Origin of the sequence: Algoriphagus halophilus (assembly GCF_900129785.1) — a bacterium.
Taxonomy (GTDB): Bacteria; Bacteroidota; Bacteroidia; order Cytophagales; family Cyclobacteriaceae; genus Algoriphagus; species Algoriphagus halophilus.
In genome coordinates this window covers 2207113-2229460 of record NZ_FSRC01000001.1, presented here as the reverse complement: position 1 = coordinate 2229460, position 22348 = coordinate 2207113, and the positions used below count along the sequence as shown (strand labels likewise).

The 22348-nt window shown below is 40.4% G+C and carries 17 protein-coding genes; 6 read left to right on the top strand and 11 right to left on the bottom strand.

Annotation, left to right across the window (positions count from 1 at the left end; genetic code table 11):
• Positions 1-87: 87 nt before the first annotated feature.
• The 5 genes from BUR11_RS09455 to BUR11_RS09435 all read right to left on the bottom strand — a co-directional run bounded on the left by BUR11_RS09455 (position 88) and on the right by BUR11_RS09435 (position 7884).
• Complete coding sequence (locus BUR11_RS09455) at positions 88-2508, bottom strand: TonB-dependent receptor domain-containing protein (RefSeq protein WP_074224577.1); 2421 nt, start codon at positions 2506-2508, stop codon at positions 88-90.
• Complete coding sequence (locus BUR11_RS09450) at positions 2489-3862, bottom strand: HTTM domain-containing protein (protein ID WP_074224576.1); 1374 nt, start codon at positions 3860-3862, stop codon at positions 2489-2491. Before BUR11_RS09450 ends, BUR11_RS09455 begins: the two co-directional genes overlap by 20 nt.
• A complete protein-coding gene (locus tag BUR11_RS09445; RefSeq protein WP_074225195.1) occupies positions 3852-4979 on the bottom strand; it encodes an imelysin family protein in 1128 nt (375 codons plus the stop codon). Before BUR11_RS09445 ends, BUR11_RS09450 begins: the two co-directional genes overlap by 11 nt.
• Positions 4980-5040: 61 nt before the next feature.
• Positions 5041-6216: a DUF4856 domain-containing protein gene (locus tag BUR11_RS09440; RefSeq protein WP_074224575.1), complete on the bottom strand. Its 1176-nt coding sequence runs from the start codon at positions 6214-6216 to the stop codon at positions 5041-5043.
• A gap of 261 nt (positions 6217-6477) precedes the next feature.
• Positions 6478-7884 (bottom strand): sulfatase family protein, encoded by a 1407-nt coding sequence (locus BUR11_RS09435; protein WP_074224574.1) that lies wholly within the window; start codon positions 7882-7884, stop codon positions 6478-6480.
• A 343-nt stretch (positions 7885-8227) separates the two neighbouring features.
• Here BUR11_RS09435 and BUR11_RS09430 point away from each other — a divergent pair, with 343 nt between their 5' ends.
• Complete coding sequence (locus BUR11_RS09430) at positions 8228-12574, top strand: PAS domain S-box protein (protein WP_074224573.1); 4347 nt, start codon at positions 8228-8230, stop codon at positions 12572-12574.
• Between the two features lie 18 nt (positions 12575-12592).
• Here BUR11_RS09430 and BUR11_RS09425 read toward each other — a convergent pair whose 3' ends face one another.
• The 5 genes from BUR11_RS09425 to BUR11_RS09405 form a co-directional block, all read right to left on the bottom strand.
• A complete protein-coding gene (locus tag BUR11_RS09425) occupies positions 12593-13303 on the bottom strand; it encodes a LytR/AlgR family response regulator transcription factor (protein ID WP_074224572.1) in 711 nt (236 codons plus the stop codon).
• 2 nt (positions 13304-13305) lie between these two features.
• On the bottom strand, positions 13306-13629 hold the full coding sequence (locus tag BUR11_RS09420; RefSeq protein WP_143185900.1) for a hypothetical protein: 324 nt from the start codon (positions 13627-13629) through the stop codon (positions 13306-13308).
• A gap of 11 nt (positions 13630-13640) precedes the next feature.
• Positions 13641-14066, bottom strand: a complete 426-nt coding sequence (locus BUR11_RS09415) for a hypothetical protein (protein WP_074224570.1) — start codon at positions 14064-14066, stop codon at positions 13641-13643.
• Between the two features lie 70 nt (positions 14067-14136).
• Entirely contained in the window at positions 14137-14529 is a 393-nt protein-coding gene (locus BUR11_RS09410) for a response regulator (protein ID WP_074224569.1), read from the bottom strand.
• 244 nt (positions 14530-14773) lie between these two features.
• Positions 14774-15556, bottom strand: coding sequence for a glycerophosphodiester phosphodiesterase (locus BUR11_RS09405; RefSeq protein WP_074224568.1), 783 nt, complete (start codon positions 15554-15556; stop codon positions 14774-14776).
• A gap of 92 nt (positions 15557-15648) precedes the next feature.
• Between BUR11_RS09405 and BUR11_RS09400 the strand changes: the two genes are divergently transcribed.
• From BUR11_RS09400 to BUR11_RS09390, 3 genes are all read left to right on the top strand, one after another.
• A complete protein-coding gene (locus BUR11_RS09400; RefSeq protein WP_084560904.1) occupies positions 15649-16620 on the top strand; it encodes a polysaccharide deacetylase family protein in 972 nt (323 codons plus the stop codon).
• A 66-nt stretch (positions 16621-16686) separates the two neighbouring features.
• Positions 16687-17127, top strand: coding sequence for a peptide-methionine (R)-S-oxide reductase MsrB (gene msrB / locus BUR11_RS09395; RefSeq protein WP_074225194.1), 441 nt, complete (start codon positions 16687-16689; stop codon positions 17125-17127).
• A 73-nt stretch (positions 17128-17200) separates the two neighbouring features.
• Positions 17201-18937, top strand: coding sequence for a discoidin domain-containing protein (locus tag BUR11_RS09390; RefSeq protein WP_074224566.1), 1737 nt, complete (start codon positions 17201-17203; stop codon positions 18935-18937).
• A 1-nt stretch (position 18938) separates the two neighbouring features.
• On the opposite strand, the gene BUR11_RS09385 is transcribed toward BUR11_RS09390, so the two are convergent.
• Positions 18939-20165, bottom strand: a complete 1227-nt coding sequence (locus BUR11_RS09385; RefSeq protein WP_074224565.1) for a hypothetical protein — start codon at positions 20163-20165, stop codon at positions 18939-18941.
• Between the two features lie 157 nt (positions 20166-20322).
• Here BUR11_RS09385 and BUR11_RS09380 point away from each other — a divergent pair, with 157 nt between their 5' ends.
• On the top strand, positions 20323-21351 hold the full coding sequence (locus BUR11_RS09380; RefSeq protein ID WP_074224564.1) for an LLM class flavin-dependent oxidoreductase: 1029 nt from the start codon (positions 20323-20325) through the stop codon (positions 21349-21351).
• 38 nt (positions 21352-21389) lie between these two features.
• Positions 21390-22328 (top strand): GNAT family N-acetyltransferase, encoded by a 939-nt coding sequence (locus BUR11_RS09375; RefSeq protein WP_074224563.1) that lies wholly within the window; start codon positions 21390-21392, stop codon positions 22326-22328.
• The last annotated feature ends 20 nt before the right edge of the window (positions 22329-22348 follow it).

Below are 22348 nucleotides of genomic sequence, written 5' to 3'. Positions count from 1 at the left end.
TCTTAAAAACAAAAAGCCGATTTTGAAAAAAATCGGCTTTTTGTTTTTTGTCTGAATAAATCAGCGTAAAGCCAAGCGAGTAGTTGACTAGAGTTGAAACTGTACAGTCAAATAAATTCCCCTTCCATCTGAGGGTAAAATACCAGGGCCAGGGTACCCTGTCGCTCTTCTGGTAAAGTAAATCGCATTGGTCAAGTTGTTGACAGATCCTTCCAACTTGAATTTTTTGTACTCATAGGATAAACTGAAATCCATGATTGAATAAGCAGGAATTAAACCGACCACTGCTGAAACACCCCCATCGATGGCATTGGTGGCATCACTGAATTGATCACTGAGATGACTGAATTGAAGCGAAGATTTAAAGTTTTTATAGGCCACCGAAAGTCCGGTTTTGAAATTGACATTTGGGACAAATTCTACCTCATTGCCTTCAATTCCATTAATATCGCTGGCTTTATAGGTGGAGTTAATAATTGCGAGGTTACTAAATACAGTGCCTCTCCATGACTCATTGTCGGGGAATAAAGTAGATAGGAAATCCCATTCTACATAACTCTCAAAGCCACTGATGATGGCCTGACCGATATTGGTTCTCTGTCTTAATACCCGATTGCTTTCATCATAATACTGGACTTCCCCTATTCTGTTGTTATAGTTAAGGTAGAAGAGGCTCAGGTCATAATTGATTAACCTGTTTTGATCAGAACGGATTCCAAGATCGATGGAGTATCCTTTTTCATCTTCCAGATCCGGATCAATGGTGGCGGAAGGGTTGGAGATTCGCATGTCACTAAATGTGATGGAACGGTAGTTCTGCGAAATGTTGGAATAGGCCTCTAATTTCTCATTTGGCTTGAAACTCAGGCCTACACCCCCCAACAGAAAGCTCCGGTTATTTTTTCTGGATTCTTCCACCACATTTCGTTCAAGGATATTCCCTGCCAGATCTCTATAAACGATCGCATAATATCCTTCCGCAGAAGTTTTGATGTTTTCAAACCTGACCCCGGGAGTAATGGATAGTTTATCATTCAGGAAGAAGATATTTTCCCAAAACAGGGAGAGGTTTTTGTTTGGAAATTCATAGTCATTGAGCAGGTTGTCTTCCCCTGGCAAATAATTAAAGTTCGCATCTGACCCAGTACTGCCAAACCCTTGCGTACTATGATTATATCCATGGTAATAACGGATTCCTGTGATTCCTATGGATTGGATGTTGCCCAGCGAATACCTTTTGAGGTATCGAAACTCAGTGCCCCAATTTTCAAAATCACCTTTGATGAGATCCCTTTCTGAATTATCGTCTATGGTGGCCACCCTATTGGGTCTGAAACCAACGGAATAGCGATTGGCATTCAATCCAAAGAATCTAAGATTGACCGAATTATTCTGGTTGAATTTATGGTCCAAATGGAAAGCATATAAATTCCAGTCCACATTGAACCAGTTTCTTGATCGATTACTTTGTCTGGGGTCTTGTTCAAACATCTCATCGGTTAGACCCCCAGGCTGTTGGGAGAGGTAGGTCATTTTTGTGATGTCAATACCGACTTTGGTGTTTTCTGTGACTTGGTAATTAAGATTAGTATAGAAATTATAGCTGTTAAATTCAGAGTTGGGTCTCCAACCATTCCCTTTTTTGTATTGAAAAAAGGTATAGTAGCTGAATTTTTTATGGGTCCCGCTAAGACTGGTGAAGGCATTGTAGAAGCCGAATGATCCAAGGGTTTGCCGGGCTGTTAATTCCATTTTTTTATGTTCCACCGGACGCTTCATCTGAAAATTCACCAGTCCTCCGAATTGAGTTCCATATTGCAGAGAGGCCGCTCCTCTTACGATCTGGATTTTACCAATTCCTTCCAATGGGGGAGTGTAGTAGCTTTCAGGATAACCAAGTGCATCCGCACTGATATCGTACCCGTTTTGCCTGGTGTTGAAATTGGAGGAGCGGTTAGGGTCCAACCCTCTTCCTCCAATGCTTAACTGAAGACCGGCTCCATCATTTTCCCAAATATTTAATCCTACTACCTTGGAATAGACCTGTCTTGCGTTATTGGTAGACAGGTTGGCCGTCATATTTTCAGGCAGGATCACTTCTGATTTTTTGGCTTCATACAGGCCCATGTTATCCACCGCATTCATCCGGGAAAGGCCAAAATCTGAGGCGGATTCTGTGACCACCGCTTCTGCCAGATTCATGCTTTTAGGCTCAAGAAACACTTCCAGGTTCTGGTCTTTATTGGCGATGGAAATCTGAATTTTCTTGTACTCAAAAAATTCGCTGGTGAAATGAACGGTGTAGGAGCCATTGGCCAGGTCTTCAAAATGGAATTCACCTTTGGAAGAGGCTTCTACCAATTTTGACCCATCATTTAAATAGACGATGCAGGAAGAAACAGCCTGGTTGTTTTCAGATGATCTGATGGTACCGCTCAATTTGGATTGAGCCACCAAGAGCATTGGAAATAACCCTATTAGGAATGTATTAAAAACCTTTAATTTCATCTTCAAATTTTAAAATCCAGTTTTTTGGAGCGAGCGATTCTTTTTCTTTGGAAAGGTCAATTGTTGGGTCAACCAATGCTTTTCCTAATCTTCCATTTAAGGAAACATAACTGTCCACAAAGATCTGTGGATTTTCAATTCCTGTTTTTTCAAAATGATGTTGAAGGATATGTGCAAATTCCAGTATCATATCCGGCTGTGTTGCCATCATCTTTTCTTGTTGGGGAGTAAGAAACTCCTTGTTATCCACTTCCTTGATTTCTCCGTTTTCCCCTTTGACCAAGAAGGTGGCTGATCCCATTTTTTCCATGAGCATCACCCTCCAACTGAATCGGTATCCTTCCTCGGTCCAGAACAATTCTCCCGGGTATAGGAAGTATCTGAAGGGAAGGAGGATTTGAATGGCAAAGAACAGGATCAAAAAGCCGGTTAATAGACCAGTCAAATTTTTGGAATAGCTGAAAGATCTTTGGGGATTTAAAAAGGAGGAAGAGGCATGCAGTATTCCTCCAATTTTATGAATGATACGAAGGTGAAAGTCCTGAGAGAAAAAAATCAGTGCCGTACCTATCATGATATAAGGAAACATCCCTATCGGAAAAAGCAAAGAAGTGAGCAGGTGGAATACAATGACAGAGGCATAGGCCAATTTCCTGGTTGGAGTATAGAGTAAAAGAAAACCGATACTTAAATCATAGATACATCCGATCCAACTAAAGAGGTATGCAACCCAAGTTTCATTCAATAGCGTTCCGATCAGAGGAAGGTCATTTTTAGCCGGTAGCCAAATCTTCATGGGCAAAGCCAGGAACAGCCAATCACTGTTGAGTTTTGCCAACCCTGCAAAAAAATAGAGAATGATGACCATGAACTTGATGGAATCAGTACACCAAGAGGGGATTTTGGAAGAATTGAGACTGGGTTTCCTCCAAGCATCTACAGAAAAGTAGGCATTTGCAGGAAGAAAAATCAATAAGAAGCTTAAGAGGGAAATAAAATAATAATGGTTTAGATAAGTCGTCTTATCCATCAATTCAATGTAGGTGAAGCTTAAAAAAAAGAGGAGGGCAGCCCATCGGTAGTAAAGCCCTATGCTTATCAACAAAGCAGCAATCATCCCTACTAAAAACAGGAGGTAAGTATATTGCCCCAAGGGTTGTACCCATTCGAATCCGTAGTAGCTAAAATGGTGTTTTGGTGCAATATATAATTGGTGTATCCAGCCTTTGAGCCAAAATCGCAAGAGGCTTAGAAACATCAATAAACCAAACATCATTCTGAAAACAACTAAGGCTGCTGGAGAAGATGTTTGGTTTAAATAAGATGAAAACCTTGTTTTCAAATCAGTCACCATCGTTGTCCGAGTAGGTGATCGTAATACTCATTGCTGAAGTCATATCTACTTTCAGAAGTCTTACAGCTTTTTGCATTTCCTGGTACACTTGGATCATGGCATCATTATCCGTGATGATTTGCTGGTAAAGGTTTTCGGATAATCCATTGAGGAGATTGCTGATGACTGTCAATTGTTCATTGATGTATTCAGACAATAATTTCCCTGTATTTGGGTCTTTGGCGCCGATCGCTACCAAATAGGATTTCAGGGAACGGCCTTGTTTGCCATTGGCATTCCCGTTAAAGAAATCAGTGAATGCCTGATGAGCAGTTTTCGCCAATTGAAGAGAGATATCCTGCTTATAGAAAGCCTCAATTTTTTCTGGGTTCGGGGTGCCGGAACTTGCCAAAGTTGCTCCGGAAGGAATACCAAATTTACCGCTACGCACATGTCTTTCATAATAAAGCACATAAGCATTGACCATGGAAGCTGTGGAAGAACCTATATCCAATCCAGTCTTTGATATGAACTCTTCTTTGGCAGGACCATTCCAATCTGTGATTACCTGATTGAGTAGAACTTCCATTCTGGTAACCAACGAGTTCAGGTAAGCACGTCTATCTTCGCCCTTGTCTGAGTCCGTATAAAATTCCAGGATTTTGCTATCCTCTTCTGCCACACCATTGATCAGGTAATCCAAGGCTGGAAATCCCTGCTGGTCATAGGTAGAGGGCAGATTCAAATTTAATGTGGAGGAAGCGATGTTGGATTCAATTCCTGATACATTGGTGGGATAAATGTTGTAAAAGTTCCTTAAGGTATATTTTTCCGCAGGACCTACTTCAAATAATTCTACATGTTGCCAGGAAACATAGGCCTGCACCCAGGTGTTTCTTAACGTTTGAAGGTTGGACTCGGTGGGGCTGTTCACAAATTGATCGGCACTGATTACCATGTTTTGCAGGTCTTGATCAAAGGCTGCATAAGAAGGGATGATCATTTCCTCTGCCCAAAACTTCAGCATTTCTTTTCGATCGCTGTTTTCTTCAGGAATATCCTGATCATCAGTTGAGTCAACACAACCGAAAAGCAAAGCCAACAAAAAGAGAATAATAGGGTACTTTCCGTAATTCATCTCCAATGTATTTAAGGTGGAATAAAAGGCCGGAACTCCTCCGGCCCGATGATATGAATTCTTACAAGTTGAATTTTGATTTGATGGCAGCTTCTGCAGCATTGATTTTAGCTGCATCTATATCCCAGAAACCATTCTCACTATTGATTAGAGCAGCGATCACAGAATCAGAGAAATTTGCATCTGCTTGATAAGTACTGGCAAATCTCAGGGAATAAATGAATCCCAAGGCTTCACCGATTGCATGTGCTCTTTTGTCTTCTGTGGTACTGGATCTCCATTTACCCAAATAGCCAAGGGCTGCATTTGCAATTGATTTTTCGAATTCCTGTCTGATGATAAGCGCCTGGTTTTCCATTTCAGCCAAGTCGTTGTTAACGATGGCAGCTCTTCCTTTCAGAAATGCAGGATAGATTTTCGCATAGCCGCTTTTATTATATTCCCAGATGTAAGCTCCTGCTCCGAATTCAGAAACAGATCCTTTCTCAGTATCAGAAAATCCTTCTAAATAGATAGGGTTCAGCGTAAGTGTGCCATAGGCCAAGTCCCAATTGTGTTCCAGTTGGGTATAGTTTTTATCCGAAACAAGCGTGAAGTTATCTGCATTCAGCCCAGCGTTTAGAAGGACGTTTCCTATATAGTCCAACTGAAATGCCCCTAAAAGAGATTTTTGGATGACCTGTGCTACTTCAATCCCCTTGTCATTCAACAGGTAACTTCCGAGTTTACCTGCTTGGTTGATGGATGCTTCTTCATTGATGGATAAACTGTTTGCATCTATTTCCTCAAATAGAGATTCAAAATAGGCCTGGGTGGCAAGAATTTCAGCTTGTGATCTTGATGGTGCCACTCTTTCACTTATACTTACTTCAGAATTAACTAGGTCAGAAGCATTGAATAAGCCTCCTTTTACCTCAATTTGAGTAAAAGAAGATCCAGTATTGTTGAATAGGTTTGATAAAAGGCTTTGATCAATTCTTGAATTAGTACTGACGCTGGATTTTATGTAATTATCCATCGACTGAAACATACTTAATGAAATAGTCCCTTCGGTTAGATCCACCGTTGAATTCCCCGATTGATCCAAAAATTGAGTAGAGTAGGACTCATTGGTGTTTAATTCACCATAGCCGATTTCCGATCTCAGATTGGGTTCTGCAGTTTCATTTTCACAAGATGTTGCAGCTAATAAGACGAACCCCAAAAGGAATTGAGGGCTTTTTAAAAACTTCATCATTTTATAGTTGATTGGGTAATTGATTTCGACTGCAAAGTTATTTATTTAGATTAATTCTAAAACAATTGTTTAGAAAAAATCTAAATAAAAATAGAACGAGTTTTTTAGAAGTGCTTTTTCTAAAAAGAATAGTCAATCGACAGACACAAGGGTGATGAAGTGAATAAAGAAGCAGGAAGGCGGACAAAAAAAAACGTGTCAAAGCTAAACAGCCTTGACACGTCCAAATAATACCCCCAAACCTAAGAAACGAATCAGTACTTAATTCTTTTCAATTCGTTTTTCCAATTGTGTGGGACCAAAGGTCATATTGGATTGATGTGTCTGGATCAAGGCCTGGATTTCCTCGATGATCTGATTGTTTTCTGAAGCGATATTAAACCTCTCGGAAGGGTCATGTGCCAGGTTAAAGAGTTGAAGCGTATCCAGTTTTTCGACTTTGGCAGGATAGCCCATGGGGTTGTTTTGGTAAAAATAGAGTTTGTAATCCCCTTTTCTTACGGCAAATAACCGGTCTCCATGGTAATAAAACAGTTCATTTCTTGGGGTTTCGTCTTTTCCTGCCAATACAGGGCTTAAGTCAAACCCGTCATAAACCCGATCGTTTGGTTTGACCGTGTTGGATAAACTGCAAAAGGTAGGCAACAAATCCAGGGTACTTCCAATTTTTGATACGACCCCTGGTTGCACATTTCCCGGGCCCCAAATGATGGTGGGCACACGAACTCCGCCTTCATAACTGGTGCCTTTTCCCCCGAAAAGGCCTCCATTGCTTCCTCCTTGTTCATTGTAGACAAGCCAGGGACCATTGTCTGAAGTAAAGACTACGTAGGTGTTGGTATCTAAGCCTTCTTTTTTAAGTGTCGTTAGGATCTGACCCACGCTCCAATCAATTTCCTCAATGACATCTCCATATAACCCTCTCTCACTGCTTCCTAAGAATCCTTGGCTTGCAAATAAAGGCACGTGGGGAAGAGAGTGAGCCAGGTAGATAAAGAAAGGTCGGTCTTTATTTTCCTGGATGTATTGGATGGCTTCTTCTGTATAGCGTTTGGTAATCGTATTTTGGTCGGCGGGTCTTTCCACAATTTCCGTGTCCCTCATCAGAGGAACGTTGAAATAATTGTGTTTTGGATTTGCGAAGGCCTCTTTAGCAGAAACATCGTTGATTCGGTCCATGTCATTGCTATAGGGGATGCCAAAGTAAGAATCGAACCCATGGTTCGTGGGGAGGTAGGGGGGCAGATGACCCAAGTGCCATTTCCCGATTGCTTTGGTGGCATAGCCAGAGGTTTTTAGCAAGGTTGCGATGGTGTTTTCAGAACTTGGAAGTCCTCCATCCGAGTCTGGAAAAAGAACCCTTCTGGTATTACTATACATCCCTGTTCTTACAGGAAGTCTTCCCGTCATAATTGCGGAACGGCTGGGGGTACAGACATTTGCTGCCACATAGAAATTGGTCCACTTTTGTCCCTCCATGGCCATTTGATCCAGGTTTGGGGTTTTGATGGTCGGATGTCCAAAAACTCCCACATCTCCATACCCTTGGTCATCGGTGAAAATGATGATGAAATTAGGTTTTTTGTCCTGGGCGGAAATGAAACCAGGAGTAGAAAGGACAGTAAAAAGTGAGATGATGAACAGCTTAACTTTAAAAGAAGATTTCATAGTTGAAAATTTGGCTATCTGATGGGTTGATTCTATCAGGAGAAATATAAGGAATAAGGACTGAAGTTATCCCGAAATTACTGCGCTGTCAAAAAATAGTGGGAGAAACAATTAGTATTCTCAAAAAATACCTGAGCAATTTTTTTAGGTGAAATACATTATTGTAAGTGTGTAATTTGGATATGGTGGAGTGAAAATTCAGGGATGAAAAATTCAATGTAATTCTCTTTATTTTTTAGGGGCATGGGCTTTTTAATGTAAGATTAACCCAATAATTTACCTGTTAGTTAGGAAGTATATGTTCCATCTCTTTTTTGATTAATTTTATTGTAATCCCTCAAAAATGATGAATACCCCATCTCTACTCGGAGATAGTTCCAGATTAAACTCATTAAAGAGTTATCAGATTTCAACTACTGAAAAAGAGAGGGAATTTGACGGAATCGCAAAGCTTGCCTGTAAGTTATGTAATGTGCCGGTTGGCTTGATCTATTTTTTTGATGAGAAAAAGACCTTTATCAAATCAGTTTTTGGAAGTATTGATGCGATAGAGTCACTGGATTTAAGTTCAATTTTTGGTGCTCATCTAGAGGCTTCGTTTATCTCATTCAATTCAAAGGATGAAAACTTTCCATCCTCTTTAAAAGAAAGGGGTTTTGAATACTATGCTGCATGTCCAGTAAAGGATCAGGATGGTTTTGTTTTAGGAGCTTTGGCAATTTTGAATCATCAGGTGGTTGAGATCAATGAAGATCAAAAATCCAGTTTGATTACGCTTTTTGGGGGATTGCAGAGTTTGTTGAAGGATCGAAAAAAGAATATTGAACTGGATCATTTTGAAAAACTATTCCAGTTATCCTCAGACTTGGTGTGTTTGGCTGGTGTGGATGGTTTTTTTAAAAAAGTAAGTCCTTCATTTAAAAAGATTTTGGGATGGGATGAAAAGACCTTACTGACCAAATCATTTTTTGAAATGATTTATCCAGAGGATTTAAAGAAGACTCAACAAGAAATAGAAAAACTTTCAGAAGGACATCCTACCATCAATTTCACACATCGATTTAATACCCATGATGGCTCCTTCAAATATTTACAATGGACTGCCTCTCCAGAGCCCGAAACGGGAAGCATATTCGCGATAGGGAGAGATATCACCTATGAAAGAAATCGCGAATTAAAACTGGCTGAGAGTGAGGAGAAATTGAGAGTTTTCTTTGAAAATTCTCAAGGTTTGATGTGTACCCATGACTTAGAAGGGAATTTCCTTTCTGTAAATTCTTCGGGGGCAGGAATATTAGGCTATACCGTAGAAGAGATACTTTCTCGAAGTTTATTTGATATCGTACCTCAGGAGAGACATCATGAGGTCTATGGGTATTTAAAGGTCATTTCCACAAACGGAAAAGCCAACGGTCAAATGTTGACCAAGCATAAAAATGGGACGCTCCGAACTTGGTTATTCAATAATGTCCTTGAGAAAAGTGGGGTGGACCAATCACAATATGTCATCGGAAATGCAATAGATATCACCACTCGGGCGAAGCTGGAAGAAGACCTCAAAGAAACCAAACAATTGCTAGAGGAGACGGGAAAGGTAGCCAGAGTGGGGGGCTGGAACTTTGATTTAGTAAATCAAAAAATATCCTGGACACCTGTTACAAAAATGATCCATGAAGTTCCTGAAGACTTTGAGCCGGATTTGACTACAGGCATAGAATTTTATAAAGAGGGAGAGAGCCGATACAAGGTTACCAAGGCCTTGGAAGAAGCGATCCAGCATGGCACCCCATGGAGTTTGGATTTGCAATTGATTACCCATAAAGGAAAGGAAATCTGGGTAAGAGCAATTGGAAAACCAGAATTCAAAAATGGGGAATGTGTCAGGTTATTTGGGACTTTTCAAGATATCGACGAAACCAAAAGAGCTGAATTGGAGGCATCTAGGGCTAGGAAAGTATTGGATGATGTGTTCAATGCCTCTTCGGAAGTAAGCGTGATCGCCACAGATTTAGAAGGAGTAATTACAGTTTTTAATAAGGGAGCAGAAAAGATGCTAGGCTATTCAGCTGAGGAAATGGTTGGCAAGCATACTCCCAGTATCATTCATTCTCAAGAGGAGGTAGAGAAAGCAGCTTCAGAACTTTCGGAGGAATTTGGAAGGCCTATTTCTGGATTTGAAACCTTTATCGCCAGACCGGAAAGAGATGGTTCGGAGCAACGGGATTGGACCTACATTCGAAAAGATAGGGAAGAACGCTTGGTTTCTTTGGTAGTTACCCCGATCAAGGACCCTGACCAAACCAGTATCGGCTATTTGGGCATTGCGATTGATTTCACAGAAAAGAGGAACATTGAAATTGATCTGGTCAATGAAAAAAGCCGGCTAGCGGCATTTGTACAGCATACCCCGGCAGCGGTATCCATGTTGGATAATCAGATGCGATATATCGCAGTGAGTAATAGATGGGAAGAGGAATATCACTTTAAAGCCGAAGAGGTGTTAGGAAATTCCCATTATGAGCTCTTTGGTGAACTGATGAATGAAGAAAGAATTGCTAATTATAATCGGGTATTAAGTGGGGAAGTGTTAACCAATAAGGAAGAGAAAATCTTATTTCCTGGAGAAACTGAACCTAGATATATATCCTGGGAAATGAGGCCTTGGTACCTTCACAATGGAGAAATTGGTGGGATGATGGTCTTTACACAAAATATCACGTCTTTGATTGCCCAGCGGGAAGAGCTCAAACAGGCCAAGTTGCAGGCAGAAGAAGCAAGTAAAGCCAAATCTGAGTTTTTGGCCAATATGAGTCATGAAATCAGGACGCCACTCAATGGGGTGATAGGATTTACGGACTTGGTGTTGAAAACCAATTTAAATGAAACCCAACATCAATATCTATCGATTGTCAACCAGTCTGCCAATGCCCTTTTAAGTATCATCAATGATATTCTGGACTTTTCAAAAATTGAGGCAGGGAAGTTGGAAATTGATATTGATAAGTGCGATCTCTATGAAATGAGTTCCCAAGCAACGGATATCATTACCTACCAAATCCAAAACAAAGGCCTGGAAATGCTTTTGAATATTGGAACCGATTTACCAAGATTTATTTATGCCGATTCTGTACGGTTAAAACAAGTGCTGGTGAATCTACTGGGCAATGCCTCCAAGTTTACAGAAAAAGGAGAAATAGAGTTGAAAATAGAAAACCTGCATTCGGATGGTGATTTCAATCGAATTCGGTTTTCTGTTCGGGATACTGGAATCGGGATTAATCCTGCCAAGCAGAAAAAGATCTTTGAGGCATTTTCCCAGGAGGATAGTTCCACAACCAAGAAATACGGGGGAACAGGCCTTGGCTTGACCATTTCCAATAGACTTTTAGGATTGATGGGATCAAATCTGCAATTGGTATCAGAAGTGGGAAAAGGGAGTACATTTTTCTTTGACGTCACCTTTAAAACTGAAAAAGGAGAAGCCATTGAATGGTTTGATGTAGATCAAATCAAAAATGTGTTGGTAGTGGATGATAATGACAATAATAGATTGATTGTCAATCAGATGTTGTTGTTGAAGAACATTCATGCTACCGAAGCGACTAATGGCTTTGAAGCCCTTCAACTCTTGTCTAAGGGAGAAAAATTTGATGTGGTGTTGATGGATTACCACATGCCATTCATGGATGGCTTGGAAACCATTCGTAAGATCAAGGAAAGTTTCATGGATAGTCTGGAAGAGATGCCGATCATTCTATTACATAGTTCTTCTGATGACCAGAAAATTATACAAGCCTGCCAAGAACTGGGTGTGAAACATCGTTTGATTAAGCCACTCAAATTACAGGATTTCTACCATGCACTTTCAAGGCTCCATACCAAGGATTTTGACTTAGTAAAAGAAGTTGAAAATGATATTCTGCCACTGGATGTAGATTATAAAGTGTTGGTAGCGGAGGATAATATGGTCAACATGATGTTGGCAGAAACCATCATCAAACGATCCTTTCCAAATGCAATTTTGATCAAGGCGAAGGATGGCAAGGAGGCCTTGCATTATTGTAAAGAAGAAATTCCAGACATCATATTGATGGATGTTCAAATGCCAGAAATGAATGGGTATGAAGCAACCAAGCAAATCCGACGCTTAAAAAATGGTGACCGGATTCCCATTGTGGCATTGACCGCTGGCAATGTAAAGGGAGAACGTGAGAAATGTTTAGAAGCAGGAATGAATGACTTCGTGGTGAAGCCTGTAGTTGAGGAGACTCTTCATGAAATTTTTCAAAAATGGTTGCCACTTCAAAAGCTGGATTCTTTAGACTTTGATAAACCAGAAGTATCCACAAAAAGTCATTATGATCAGGAAGTCTTGATTGCTTACACGGATAATAATGTAGAGATTTTGAAGGGGATTTTGAAGATCGTCAAGTCGGAATTAACCACTTCTTTTACTGACCTTAAGGAAAAACTGCTGAATGAGGATTTGGTTGGATTGAAAGAGGCTGGACATAAATTATATGGCACAGCAGTCTCTTCAGGGATGTTTTATTTATCGGAAATGGCTGCTGAAATTGAAAAGCTTAAGTTATTGGACAAACCTGCTTTAGAGCATCAATTAGCTGAAGTGGAAAAAGAGATAAAGCTGATCCTACATCAAATTCATACCCAGGAGGATTCGATGGGATAATAGTCCCACTCCCTCAACTTAAATCAAGTTTAGTTTTCCCATGAGTTCTCCCCGCTTGGATCTACTAATCGGGATCACTGACTTATGGATCAGTACCGTATTGTCTTGGATATCTACGATCTTTTTGAGATTGATGATATAGGAGCGATGAACCTGAAAAAAAGTGTCTGACGGTAGTTTTTCTTTGAGTTTTGTCAAGGAGATGTGCACTCTATAGTCCGTGTTCTCCAATTTAATAACTACATAGTCTCCACTTGCTTCTACCAGATCAATTTCTTCGGTATTGATTTTAATAAGGCGCTTGTCAATATTGATGAATAATTGATTTTTACTGGCCTTTGACTTTTTAGGGTTACTGGGATTGGAATTTCCTGTTTCAAGTAATTTAGCCACCTTTTTGACGGATTTTTTAAATCGATCCGGGTCTATGGGCTTGGTTAAAAAATCAATAATGCTTTCGTATTCAAATGCTTTAAGCGCAGAATTCTGATCAGAAGTGGTCAAGATGACATAGGGAGAGTTTTTTAAGGTTTGGATAAAATCAAAACCAGTAAAGCCAGGCATGTGGACATCCAAAAAAATCAGGTCTACATCTTCCTTATTGAGGAAACGAAAAGCATCCATTGCATTAGAAAAATTACCAACTACTTCTACACCGGGCTCTTTTTCACACAAAAAGTTTAATATTTCTCTTGACACATTTTCATCGTCAACAATTATGCAGGTCATGTCTACTCTGGTCGTTCAGGTAGAAATTTAAGTATTTTAGCTACTATATCCTGAAATTCTTCTTGAAAATTTAGTTTTCCCGATCGTAATGCTAATTCATGCTTTTCAGTGACATTTAGAGCGTTTTGCATTTGGAAAAAGGCAATTTTATGTTTGATCCGATGTACCGTTTCAGACGCCCAGAAATAATTATTGGAGTCGATTGCCTGCTGATAGGTGTTATACTCCATTGGCAACTCCTCTATCAAAAGCTTCAGGATCTTTTTTTCAAATAGTTTATTTCCACAGGACAACTCTTTGAGATAGTGTAAAGATGGAGTTTCCATAGTCATGCTATTTAAAGATAGGCTATTGCCGAAGGCACCTCACTTAAATTTTGTAATGCTTTTTTGGAAATGGCCAGATTAAATTCCTGAATGGGTTCGGTTAATTCTGGAGCTGATTGTTTTTCGGATGGCATTGATTTCTGATCAATGGAGAATGCGAAAATCCAGGATTTTGGGTCTTTGATATGAACGACCTTGACGATCCCTAGGTGATGTTTAAATTCTACAATGGTTTTAAGAATGAAATCCTTGAAAACTCCAGAAATAAAATTGGGATCTCCTTTGATCATAGGGAGTGTTGGGTCCAACAGAAAACGGAAAGTAGCCTGCCCCCCAAATTCAGTGATCAAGGAATGAATCAATTCATAGCTATCTATGATTTGATCATTATTGGCAAATCCGGAGAAAGTTATATATAAGTCGTTTGGATTTGTCATGATTGATCCTGGTTTTTTGTAGTGGGGGGCAAGGCTTGGGTGACAAACAACTTACTCTCCTTTTTTGTTTTTATTGGATGTTCATCTTCCAATAGGTGATTAGCAACTTTACTGTTTCTTTATAGAGGCTGGGGTTCATAGGTTTGTGAATAAAACTCGAGACTCCATTTTCATAACACATGTCAATGTCTTGGGGATCATTGGATGTGGTAAAAGCAATGGTTCTTATATTTTTTAGATTGGGTAAGGTTTTAAGTTCTTTCAGAAATTCAATTCCATTTTGACCAGGCATATTGAGATCGATCAAAATCAGGTCAGGTATGGTTTTTTCATTTTTCAAAAGGAGGATTCCTTCCTTGCCATTATTAGCAATAGTCAGGTCAATCTTGAGATCCAGAATTTCTATGGTCCTTTGAAATCTGAGTTGTTCCAATAAAACATCTTCCAGTAACAAGACTTTCACATCCTTTTTTCTTCAAATTTCATCATTTTGAAAACCATGAAACTGAACTATTCGGTCACACTGAATTATCTATCGATGAATTGCAGCTATCTGTAGACGAATGGATTAGAAAAAATTGAAAACCCTTGTTTAATGCGGTCTGAGGGGGGATAAAAGATATAGACCGAACCAACGCATCAAAAAATAAGTGGTGCAAACCTAAAAAAAATAGCATAGATAGGATTGCTCAACCCAAAAAAGGATATCATTTGGATTGGATCAGTTCCAGCAGTAATTCAGGTTCGTCAGTAGTTATAAAGTCTGCCCCTTGTTCCAAGAGCCATTTCATATCTTCCTCTTTATTGACCGTCCAGGAATTGACGGTGAGCCCCAGTTCCTGTGCTTCTTGAATCCAATGAGGGTTTTTCTTTAACACCCCAATATTGTAATCAAAACCAAAAAAACCGGCCTCTTTGAGTTCTTTTGGAGTTTTATCCCCGCTTAAATAGGCAACGTTTGCCTTAGGATCTGTTTCAATGGCTTTCAGTCCCCCTTCGTAGCTAAAAGTGATGTAATCCACCCATTTACTGGCTTTCATTTTTTTCACGGCTTTCACAGATTTGATCGCTACTTCCTCCGATCTTTCCACACTAATTTTGGATGGTTTGATTTCAAAAATCAGTTTGGTGCCTTTTTGCTTTTTCCCTTCGGCAAGGTATTCCTCGACCGTCGCCAGTTTTTCACCATTTTCATGTGTTTTGGACAACAGTTGATCATAGGTGCTGGTTTCTATCGGCATTCCCATGAAGTCTGTATCATGGTTGACCACGAGTATTCCATCCGCTGTCATCCAAACATCAAATTCCGACCCCTCACAACCCAAGGCCACCGCTTCATTCAAGGATGCAAGACTATTTTGTGGGTGTCCTTTTGACTTCCAAGCGCCCCGGTGGGCAATTACTTTGTTTTGATGGAAGGATTTTTGAGCAAAACCAGAAGGAATTTGAACGAGCATTGCTAACAGGAAAAGTGTGAGGGACAACTTCATGAACGGTAATCAGTTTTTATTTCCTTAAAAATAAGTTTTCAAATAGAAAAAGGGGTCCTGTTTTTGGTTTCTTTACATAAACTTCATGTTAAATGTCAATTTTGAGTATCATGTTCAGTGTCCTTCGAATGTTCTTTACCTGGAAAAACAGTTTTACTTTTTTGCTTTGCTTGATCTTTACCTTCTCGGTTTCAGCTCAAAAGAAAGTAGCCATCAGCATTGATGATATTCCAAATACCAAAAAGTATGAAAAGGATGACTTCCAATTGGGACTTCTTTCCAAGTTGGATGAAATCCAAATTCCCATTTCAATTTTTGTGATTGAGGGCTTACTCTATAAAACCGATTCCATTTCAAAAAACTATTCCCTTCTAATGGAATGGACAGAAAGACCATATACCACCTTAGGAAATCATTCTTTCAACCATAAAAGGTCTTCCGGATTTTCCGTGGAGGACTTGGAACAGGAAGTGGTGAAAGGGGAGGCCATTTCCAGGGAACTTGCCAGGTATTATGGAAAGGACCTGAAATACTTTCGGTTTCCTTTCAATGACTTAGGGAAGGATTCCCTGCAGCAAAATGCCTTTAAAGCACGATTGGATACCTTGGGGTATGAAATCATGCCTTTTACAGTTGAAAGTGCGGACTGGATGTATAATGCCGTGTTTGAGCATTTCCTTGAACAAGGAGATCGCTCGAAGGCGGTCGCAATTGGGGAGGAATATGTGTCCCAGACCCTGGCCTTATTTGAATTCTTTGAAGTGCTTTCGATGGAAGAATACGGGAGGTTGATTCCTCAGATCTACCTTTGCCATGATAATTCCATCAATGAAGCCTATTTGCCGGCGATCATCAAAGAACTCGGAGATCAAGGCTATGAATTTGTTGGGGTAGAGGAAGCATTGGCTGATCCTGCATACCATCAGACCAATTATTACGATAAAAAGTGGGGAGTGTCCTGGTTTTATAGATGGATGGAAGACCAGGACGAGGCAATGGTTTGGATGAGAAAGGAACCTGGTTTGGAACATATTCAAAAACAATTTGATGCCATTCAGAATTAATTAAAAGAATCTGCTGTTACTTAGACCTGTTTCCGTTTCAACAAAAAAATAAGAAGAATACGAATGATGATTAATTGGAATGATGTAATCAAGTTTACGAATCAGGGCAATCCCAAGCCTCCAAGGAGAGTGGAGAAAACGGATGCGGAATGGAGGGAATTGTTAAGCCCTGAAGAATTCAGAGTTGCCAGACAAAAAGGAACTGAAAGGGCACATAGTTCTGAACTTTGCAGTTTATTTGAACCCGGTAAATATGCCTGTGTATGTTGTGGTACGGAGCTTTTTGATGCTACCGTAAAGTTTGAAAGTGGCACAGGATGGCCATCTTTTACACAACCTATTGACTTGTCCCATGTGGCCTACACCAAGGATGTAAGTTTTGGAATGATCCGGGTGGAAGTGACCTGCAATGTTTGTGATGCTCATTTGGGACATGTCTTTCCAGATGGGCCGAAGCCCAGTGGACTTCGATATTGCATCAATGCAGTTTCACTCCGGAAATTATAAACCAATCCAAATCCCCTGCACTACCTAGGGGATTTTTCTTTTTTTTATCTTGTAGAAGATTAATTCAGCCCAAATGAACCGTTTTCTTCTATTGCTCGCCTTGTTTATAAAAGGTATTTCTCCTGTGTTTTCCCAGCAGTTAACCTATTGCAATCCCATCAACCTGGACTATGGGTATACGCCCATCCCGAATTTTACCGAGTGGGGCCGTCACAGGGCCACGGCAGATCCGGTCATCGTCAATTACAAAGGGGATTACATCCTTTTCAGTACCAACCAATGGGGATATTGGACCAGTCCGGATATGTATCGCTGGACCTTTCATTCCAGGTTTTTTCTGAATCCATGGAATCAAGTCTACGATGAACTTTGTGCACCTGCAGTAGGCATAAAAGGCGATACCGTCCTGGTGATGGGCTCTACGTACGAACAGGATTTTACCATTTGGATGAGTACAGATCCTCTGGCGAATGAATGGAAACCATTGGTGGAGAAATTTGAAATAGGAGGCTGGGACCCTGATTTTTTCACAGATGACGACGGTAGATTGTATATGTACAACGGAAGCTCCAATCGATACCCCCTGTATGGGATCGAACTGAATACCAATACGCTGGATCCGATTGGCACTAGAAAAGAAATGTATCTGCTGGAGCCTTGGAGATACGGCTGGCAAAGATTTGGAGAACATATGGACAATACCTTTCTGGACCCATTTATGGAAGGAGCACATATGACCAAGCACAATGGCAAGTATTACTTGCAATATGGGGCTCCTGGAACAGAATTCAGTGGCTATTCCGATGGAGTGGTAGTGGGAGATTCCCCTTTGGGACCTTTTGCACCCCAATCCGATCCCCTAAGTATGAAGCTGGGAGGCTTTGCCCGGGGAGCCGGGCATGGAGCAACCTTTCTGGATAATCAAGGGAATTATTGGCATGTCAGTACCATCATGATTTCGGTCAAAAATACCTTTGAAAGAAGATTGGGGATTTGGCCTGCGGGATTTGATCAAGATGATGTGATGTGGGCCAATACCGCCTTTGGCGATTACCCCCACTATTTGCCTGCTACGGATAAGCCGGGAGCATTTACGGGTTGGATGCTCCTGAATTATGATAAACCCATGCAAGTCTCTTCTACCTTGGGGAGTTATACTGCGAACAAAGCCAACGATGAGGATCTGAAAACCTATTGGTCTGCCAAGACGGGGGATGCAGGAGAGTGGATCCAATCAGATTTAGGGGATGTGAGTACCGTGCATGCGGTACAGATTAATTATGCAGACCAGGATGTGGCAGCCAACCGATTGGGGAAATACAATGATCAGTATCACCAATATGTATTGAAGTATTCAGAGGACGGTAAAAACTGGAAGGTTTTGAAAGACAAAAGCAAAAACCAAACAGATGTTCCACATGAGTATATTGAACTCAAAAATCCTGTGAAGGCGCGGTTCATCCGATTGGAAAATGTCCACATGCCCACCGGGAAGTTTGCATTGAGTGGTTTGAGGGTATTTGGAAAAGGAGCCGGTAAGGCCCCTGAAAAAGTCAATGGATTTGTGGTATTGAGAACCGAGAAAGACAAACGAAGTGCATTTATCAAATGGCAACCGGTAGATGATGCCTATGCCTACAACATCCATTACGGCACTGCTCCCGATAAACTCTATACCAGCATCATGGTTCTTGGCAACAATGAATATTGGCTCAAGACCATGGACCGGATGAAAGATTACTATTTCACCATTGAAGCCATTAATGAAAACGGGGTAAGTGAAAAAGTGGAAACGCTGAAAGTTCAATAAATCACCGATTGAAAGGGTATTCATTGATCCAATGAAAGCCTCGCTTCGTTAATTGATAATCGGATACTGACTTTTTACTTCCTACAAGGGTGTTTTCCTTTTCTCCAATTCGGATTTTCAGTTCGTATTGCTGGGTGGGCAGTGCTTTTATGGATAGTTCATGGGGGTTATCCTCATCCTCGGTGTTTTTCAACAAAACCATTCCACCCTCCTTTATTTCCAGAATGGTATAAAAATCTTGGGTTCCTTCTTCAGGTTTTAAGACCAGGTAGTTTTTTTCAACAATGATTTTGGTCCAAGGGCTGGCAGCCTCATTTTCAAATCCAGTATACAAACCTTCCCATTCATTTTCCATGGCTCTAAATTCCTGGCTGCTGTAATGCCCATACATTCTTGACAAGGGAATTACTCCTACCAAATAGATATTGACTATAACCCATGCTGTTTTCCACTTTTTCGAGGTAAAAAGAGGAGACATCAACTCTAATTTGCTGGGCTTGTGGAGAATCAGAAAGTCAAACAATGCTTTCGCTCCAGGGAGAAGAATTAGAATGGAAAAGAACAATAGATGAGAGGAAAATAACTTTACCGGTACATCAAAGGAGAAGTTGACCAATACAATGTTGAGACAAACCGAAATAGCTACCAGTGCACCTAAGATGGCTGTCCTTCTAAAGAGTAATAGAAATCCCGCGATCAACTCTGATAAGCCCATAAATATTTTGTAGGTGTCTGAATATCCAAAAAATCTCCAGGCCAAGCCCATGGGGGATATGTCTCCTACCAAAATATCCATGGAATAGAAACTTGGTCCAGGGAATTGGCCTATTAGAAATTTTGCGATGCCATAGGAAATGAGCGTTAAGCCCACATAATACCTGGCATAAATCAATATCAATTGGTAGAAATCAACCGCATGGATGCGTACTTTTTTGAGGGAGAATAGCCCGATGGCCACTAAAAATGAAAAGGTCATCAAGGCTGGGATTTTCACATAATCAAAGGTAGTGTCCCCACTTCCCGTTCTCTGGATTTTTTCCAGCTCAGGAAGACCCAAGAAAGATTTGCCGAAAAACAGAATGTACTTTTCCTGGAGTGAGAGGACATATTTTGAAAAGACCTCATGAGTAAAAGGGATGTTGTCCAGCGGAAAAGGAAACCCATAGGAAAGGATATAGACTCCCAGTGAAAGTAAAGCAAACTGCTTGATTGGATTGGAGTTGTTCATAAGCGTTGAGAAAAAAATAAAATCAAAACTATTGAAAATTGATAAAGAGAAAATTGACTTAAAATTTTTTAACTAAGGAATTCACTCAATTATTGTGTGGAGGAAGGGAATTTAGTGCGAAGGAATTTGGTTTAATGCCAAATAGATTTGGAAAAAAATGGAAATAGGAATAGATAGTTTTGCTGCCACAGAAGCAGGTGATGTACAAATAGACGGACAAAAGAGCGTATTGTCATTGGAACAACTTTTAGCAAGAATAGAATATGCAGACCAGATGGGTTTGGATGTGTTTGGGATAGGAGAGCATCACCGAAAAGAGTTTTTGGATTCAGCTACAGCAATAATTTTGGCTGCTGCAGCCTCAAGAACCCAACGTATCAAATTGACTTCCGCTGTTTCTGTGATCAGTGCAGCTGATCCTGTACGAGTATTTCAAGAGTTCGCAACCCTGGATTTGATATCCAAAGGGCGAGCAGAAATAGTGGCTGGCAGAGGGTCTTTTACCGAGGCTTTTCCCTTGTTTGGATTAAGACTGAATGATTATGATAAACTTTTTTCTGAAAAGTTAGGTCTGTTGCTTCAGATCAGGGATCAGGAGACTGTCACTTGGCAGGGACAGTTCAGACCTGCCTTAAACAATCAAAGCATTTACCCCAGGCCGCTTCAAAAGAAGCTTCCTATTTGGTTAGGGGTAGGTGGTACTCCAGGTTCTTTTGTCCGTGCAGGTCAATTGGGGATGCCATTGATGGTGGCGGTGATTGGGGGAGAAACCCATCGTTTTAGGCCATTGATCGATTTATATAGAGAGGCTGGCATCAAAGCAGGTCATGCCGAGGAGAATCTGAAAGTAGGCTTACATTCTTTGGGGTATGTAGCAAAAACTAAGGAAGTGGCACTAGAAAATTATTATCCTGGGTATGCCGAGACATTTACCAGAATTGGGAAAGAAAGAGGTTGGCCACCGGTCACCTGGAATCATTTTTATGCACAGACCGGAAAGACAGGGGCATTGGTGATAGGGAGTCCAGAGGAAGTGGCTGAAAAGATCCTCAGACACAGTGAAGCACTGGGAGGAATTTCAAGATTTACGTTCCAGATGGATAATGCAGGATTGACACATGGGCAGTTGATGGAAGCCATTGAGCTGATTGGAAATGAGGTCATTCCTTTGGTGAAAAGAGGGTAAAGATGAATTTTGAAAGATGATTTACTTATACTTACTACATGTTACTAAGAAAAGGGACCGATTCAGATTTGCCAAAAATTATTTCTTTGCTGAGAATCTCATTAGGAGAGTCTCTTATCCCTAAGTCAGAAGCACTTTGGAAATGGAAGCATGAAAACAATCCTTTTGGCCCCTCACCAGTATTGGTAGCCGAAGTAGATGGAGAAATCATCGGAGTAAGGGCATTCCTTCAATGGGAGTTTCTGCTTGGCAGTACACTTGTAAAAGCATGCCGAGCGGTAGATACTGCCATCCATCCAGATTTTCAAGGCAAAGGTATTTTTACCAAGCTTACCCTTACGTTGATTGATCAATTAAAGCGGGAGGGATTTGATTTAATCTTTAATACCCCTAATGCAGACAGTATGCCCGGTTACTTAAAGATGGGCTGGGAGAAATGGGGGAAACTCCCATTAAAATTAGATTTCCATTTAAGTATTGGGAAAAATAAGCATCCTATCCAGCCAGAAAGTTGGAGTAAAATTCTTCATCTGGTAGAACAAATTGAGCATCTCGGGAATTTTTCTGGCGCTAATCAAACCAACTTGAAACCAGGTTATTTAAAATGGAGATATTTAGACTGTCCACTATTCCCCTATTACTATATCAGTGATTATAAAAGCTTTCTGCTTTTTTATCGAATCAAAGAAAGCAAAATGGGAAGAGAGCTAAGAATAACCGATCTATTCATTTTGGATGGATTAGAAAAAGAGCAGAAAATCCATTTAAATAAATCGCTTTCTTATTTTCAAAAGTTATCGGGAGCAAGATTTACCTCTTTTTCAGGACTTCAATATCCTGAGCAAAAAGCATTGAACCTTGGAGCATTACCTATTTTCAACGCAGGTCCTTATGTGACCTTAAGAAAAGTGAAGCAAGATCTGGATCTTCAGAATTTGGATTGGAGGTGGTCATTGGGGGATTTGGAAGTATTTTAAGTTTTTACATTTTAAAATTG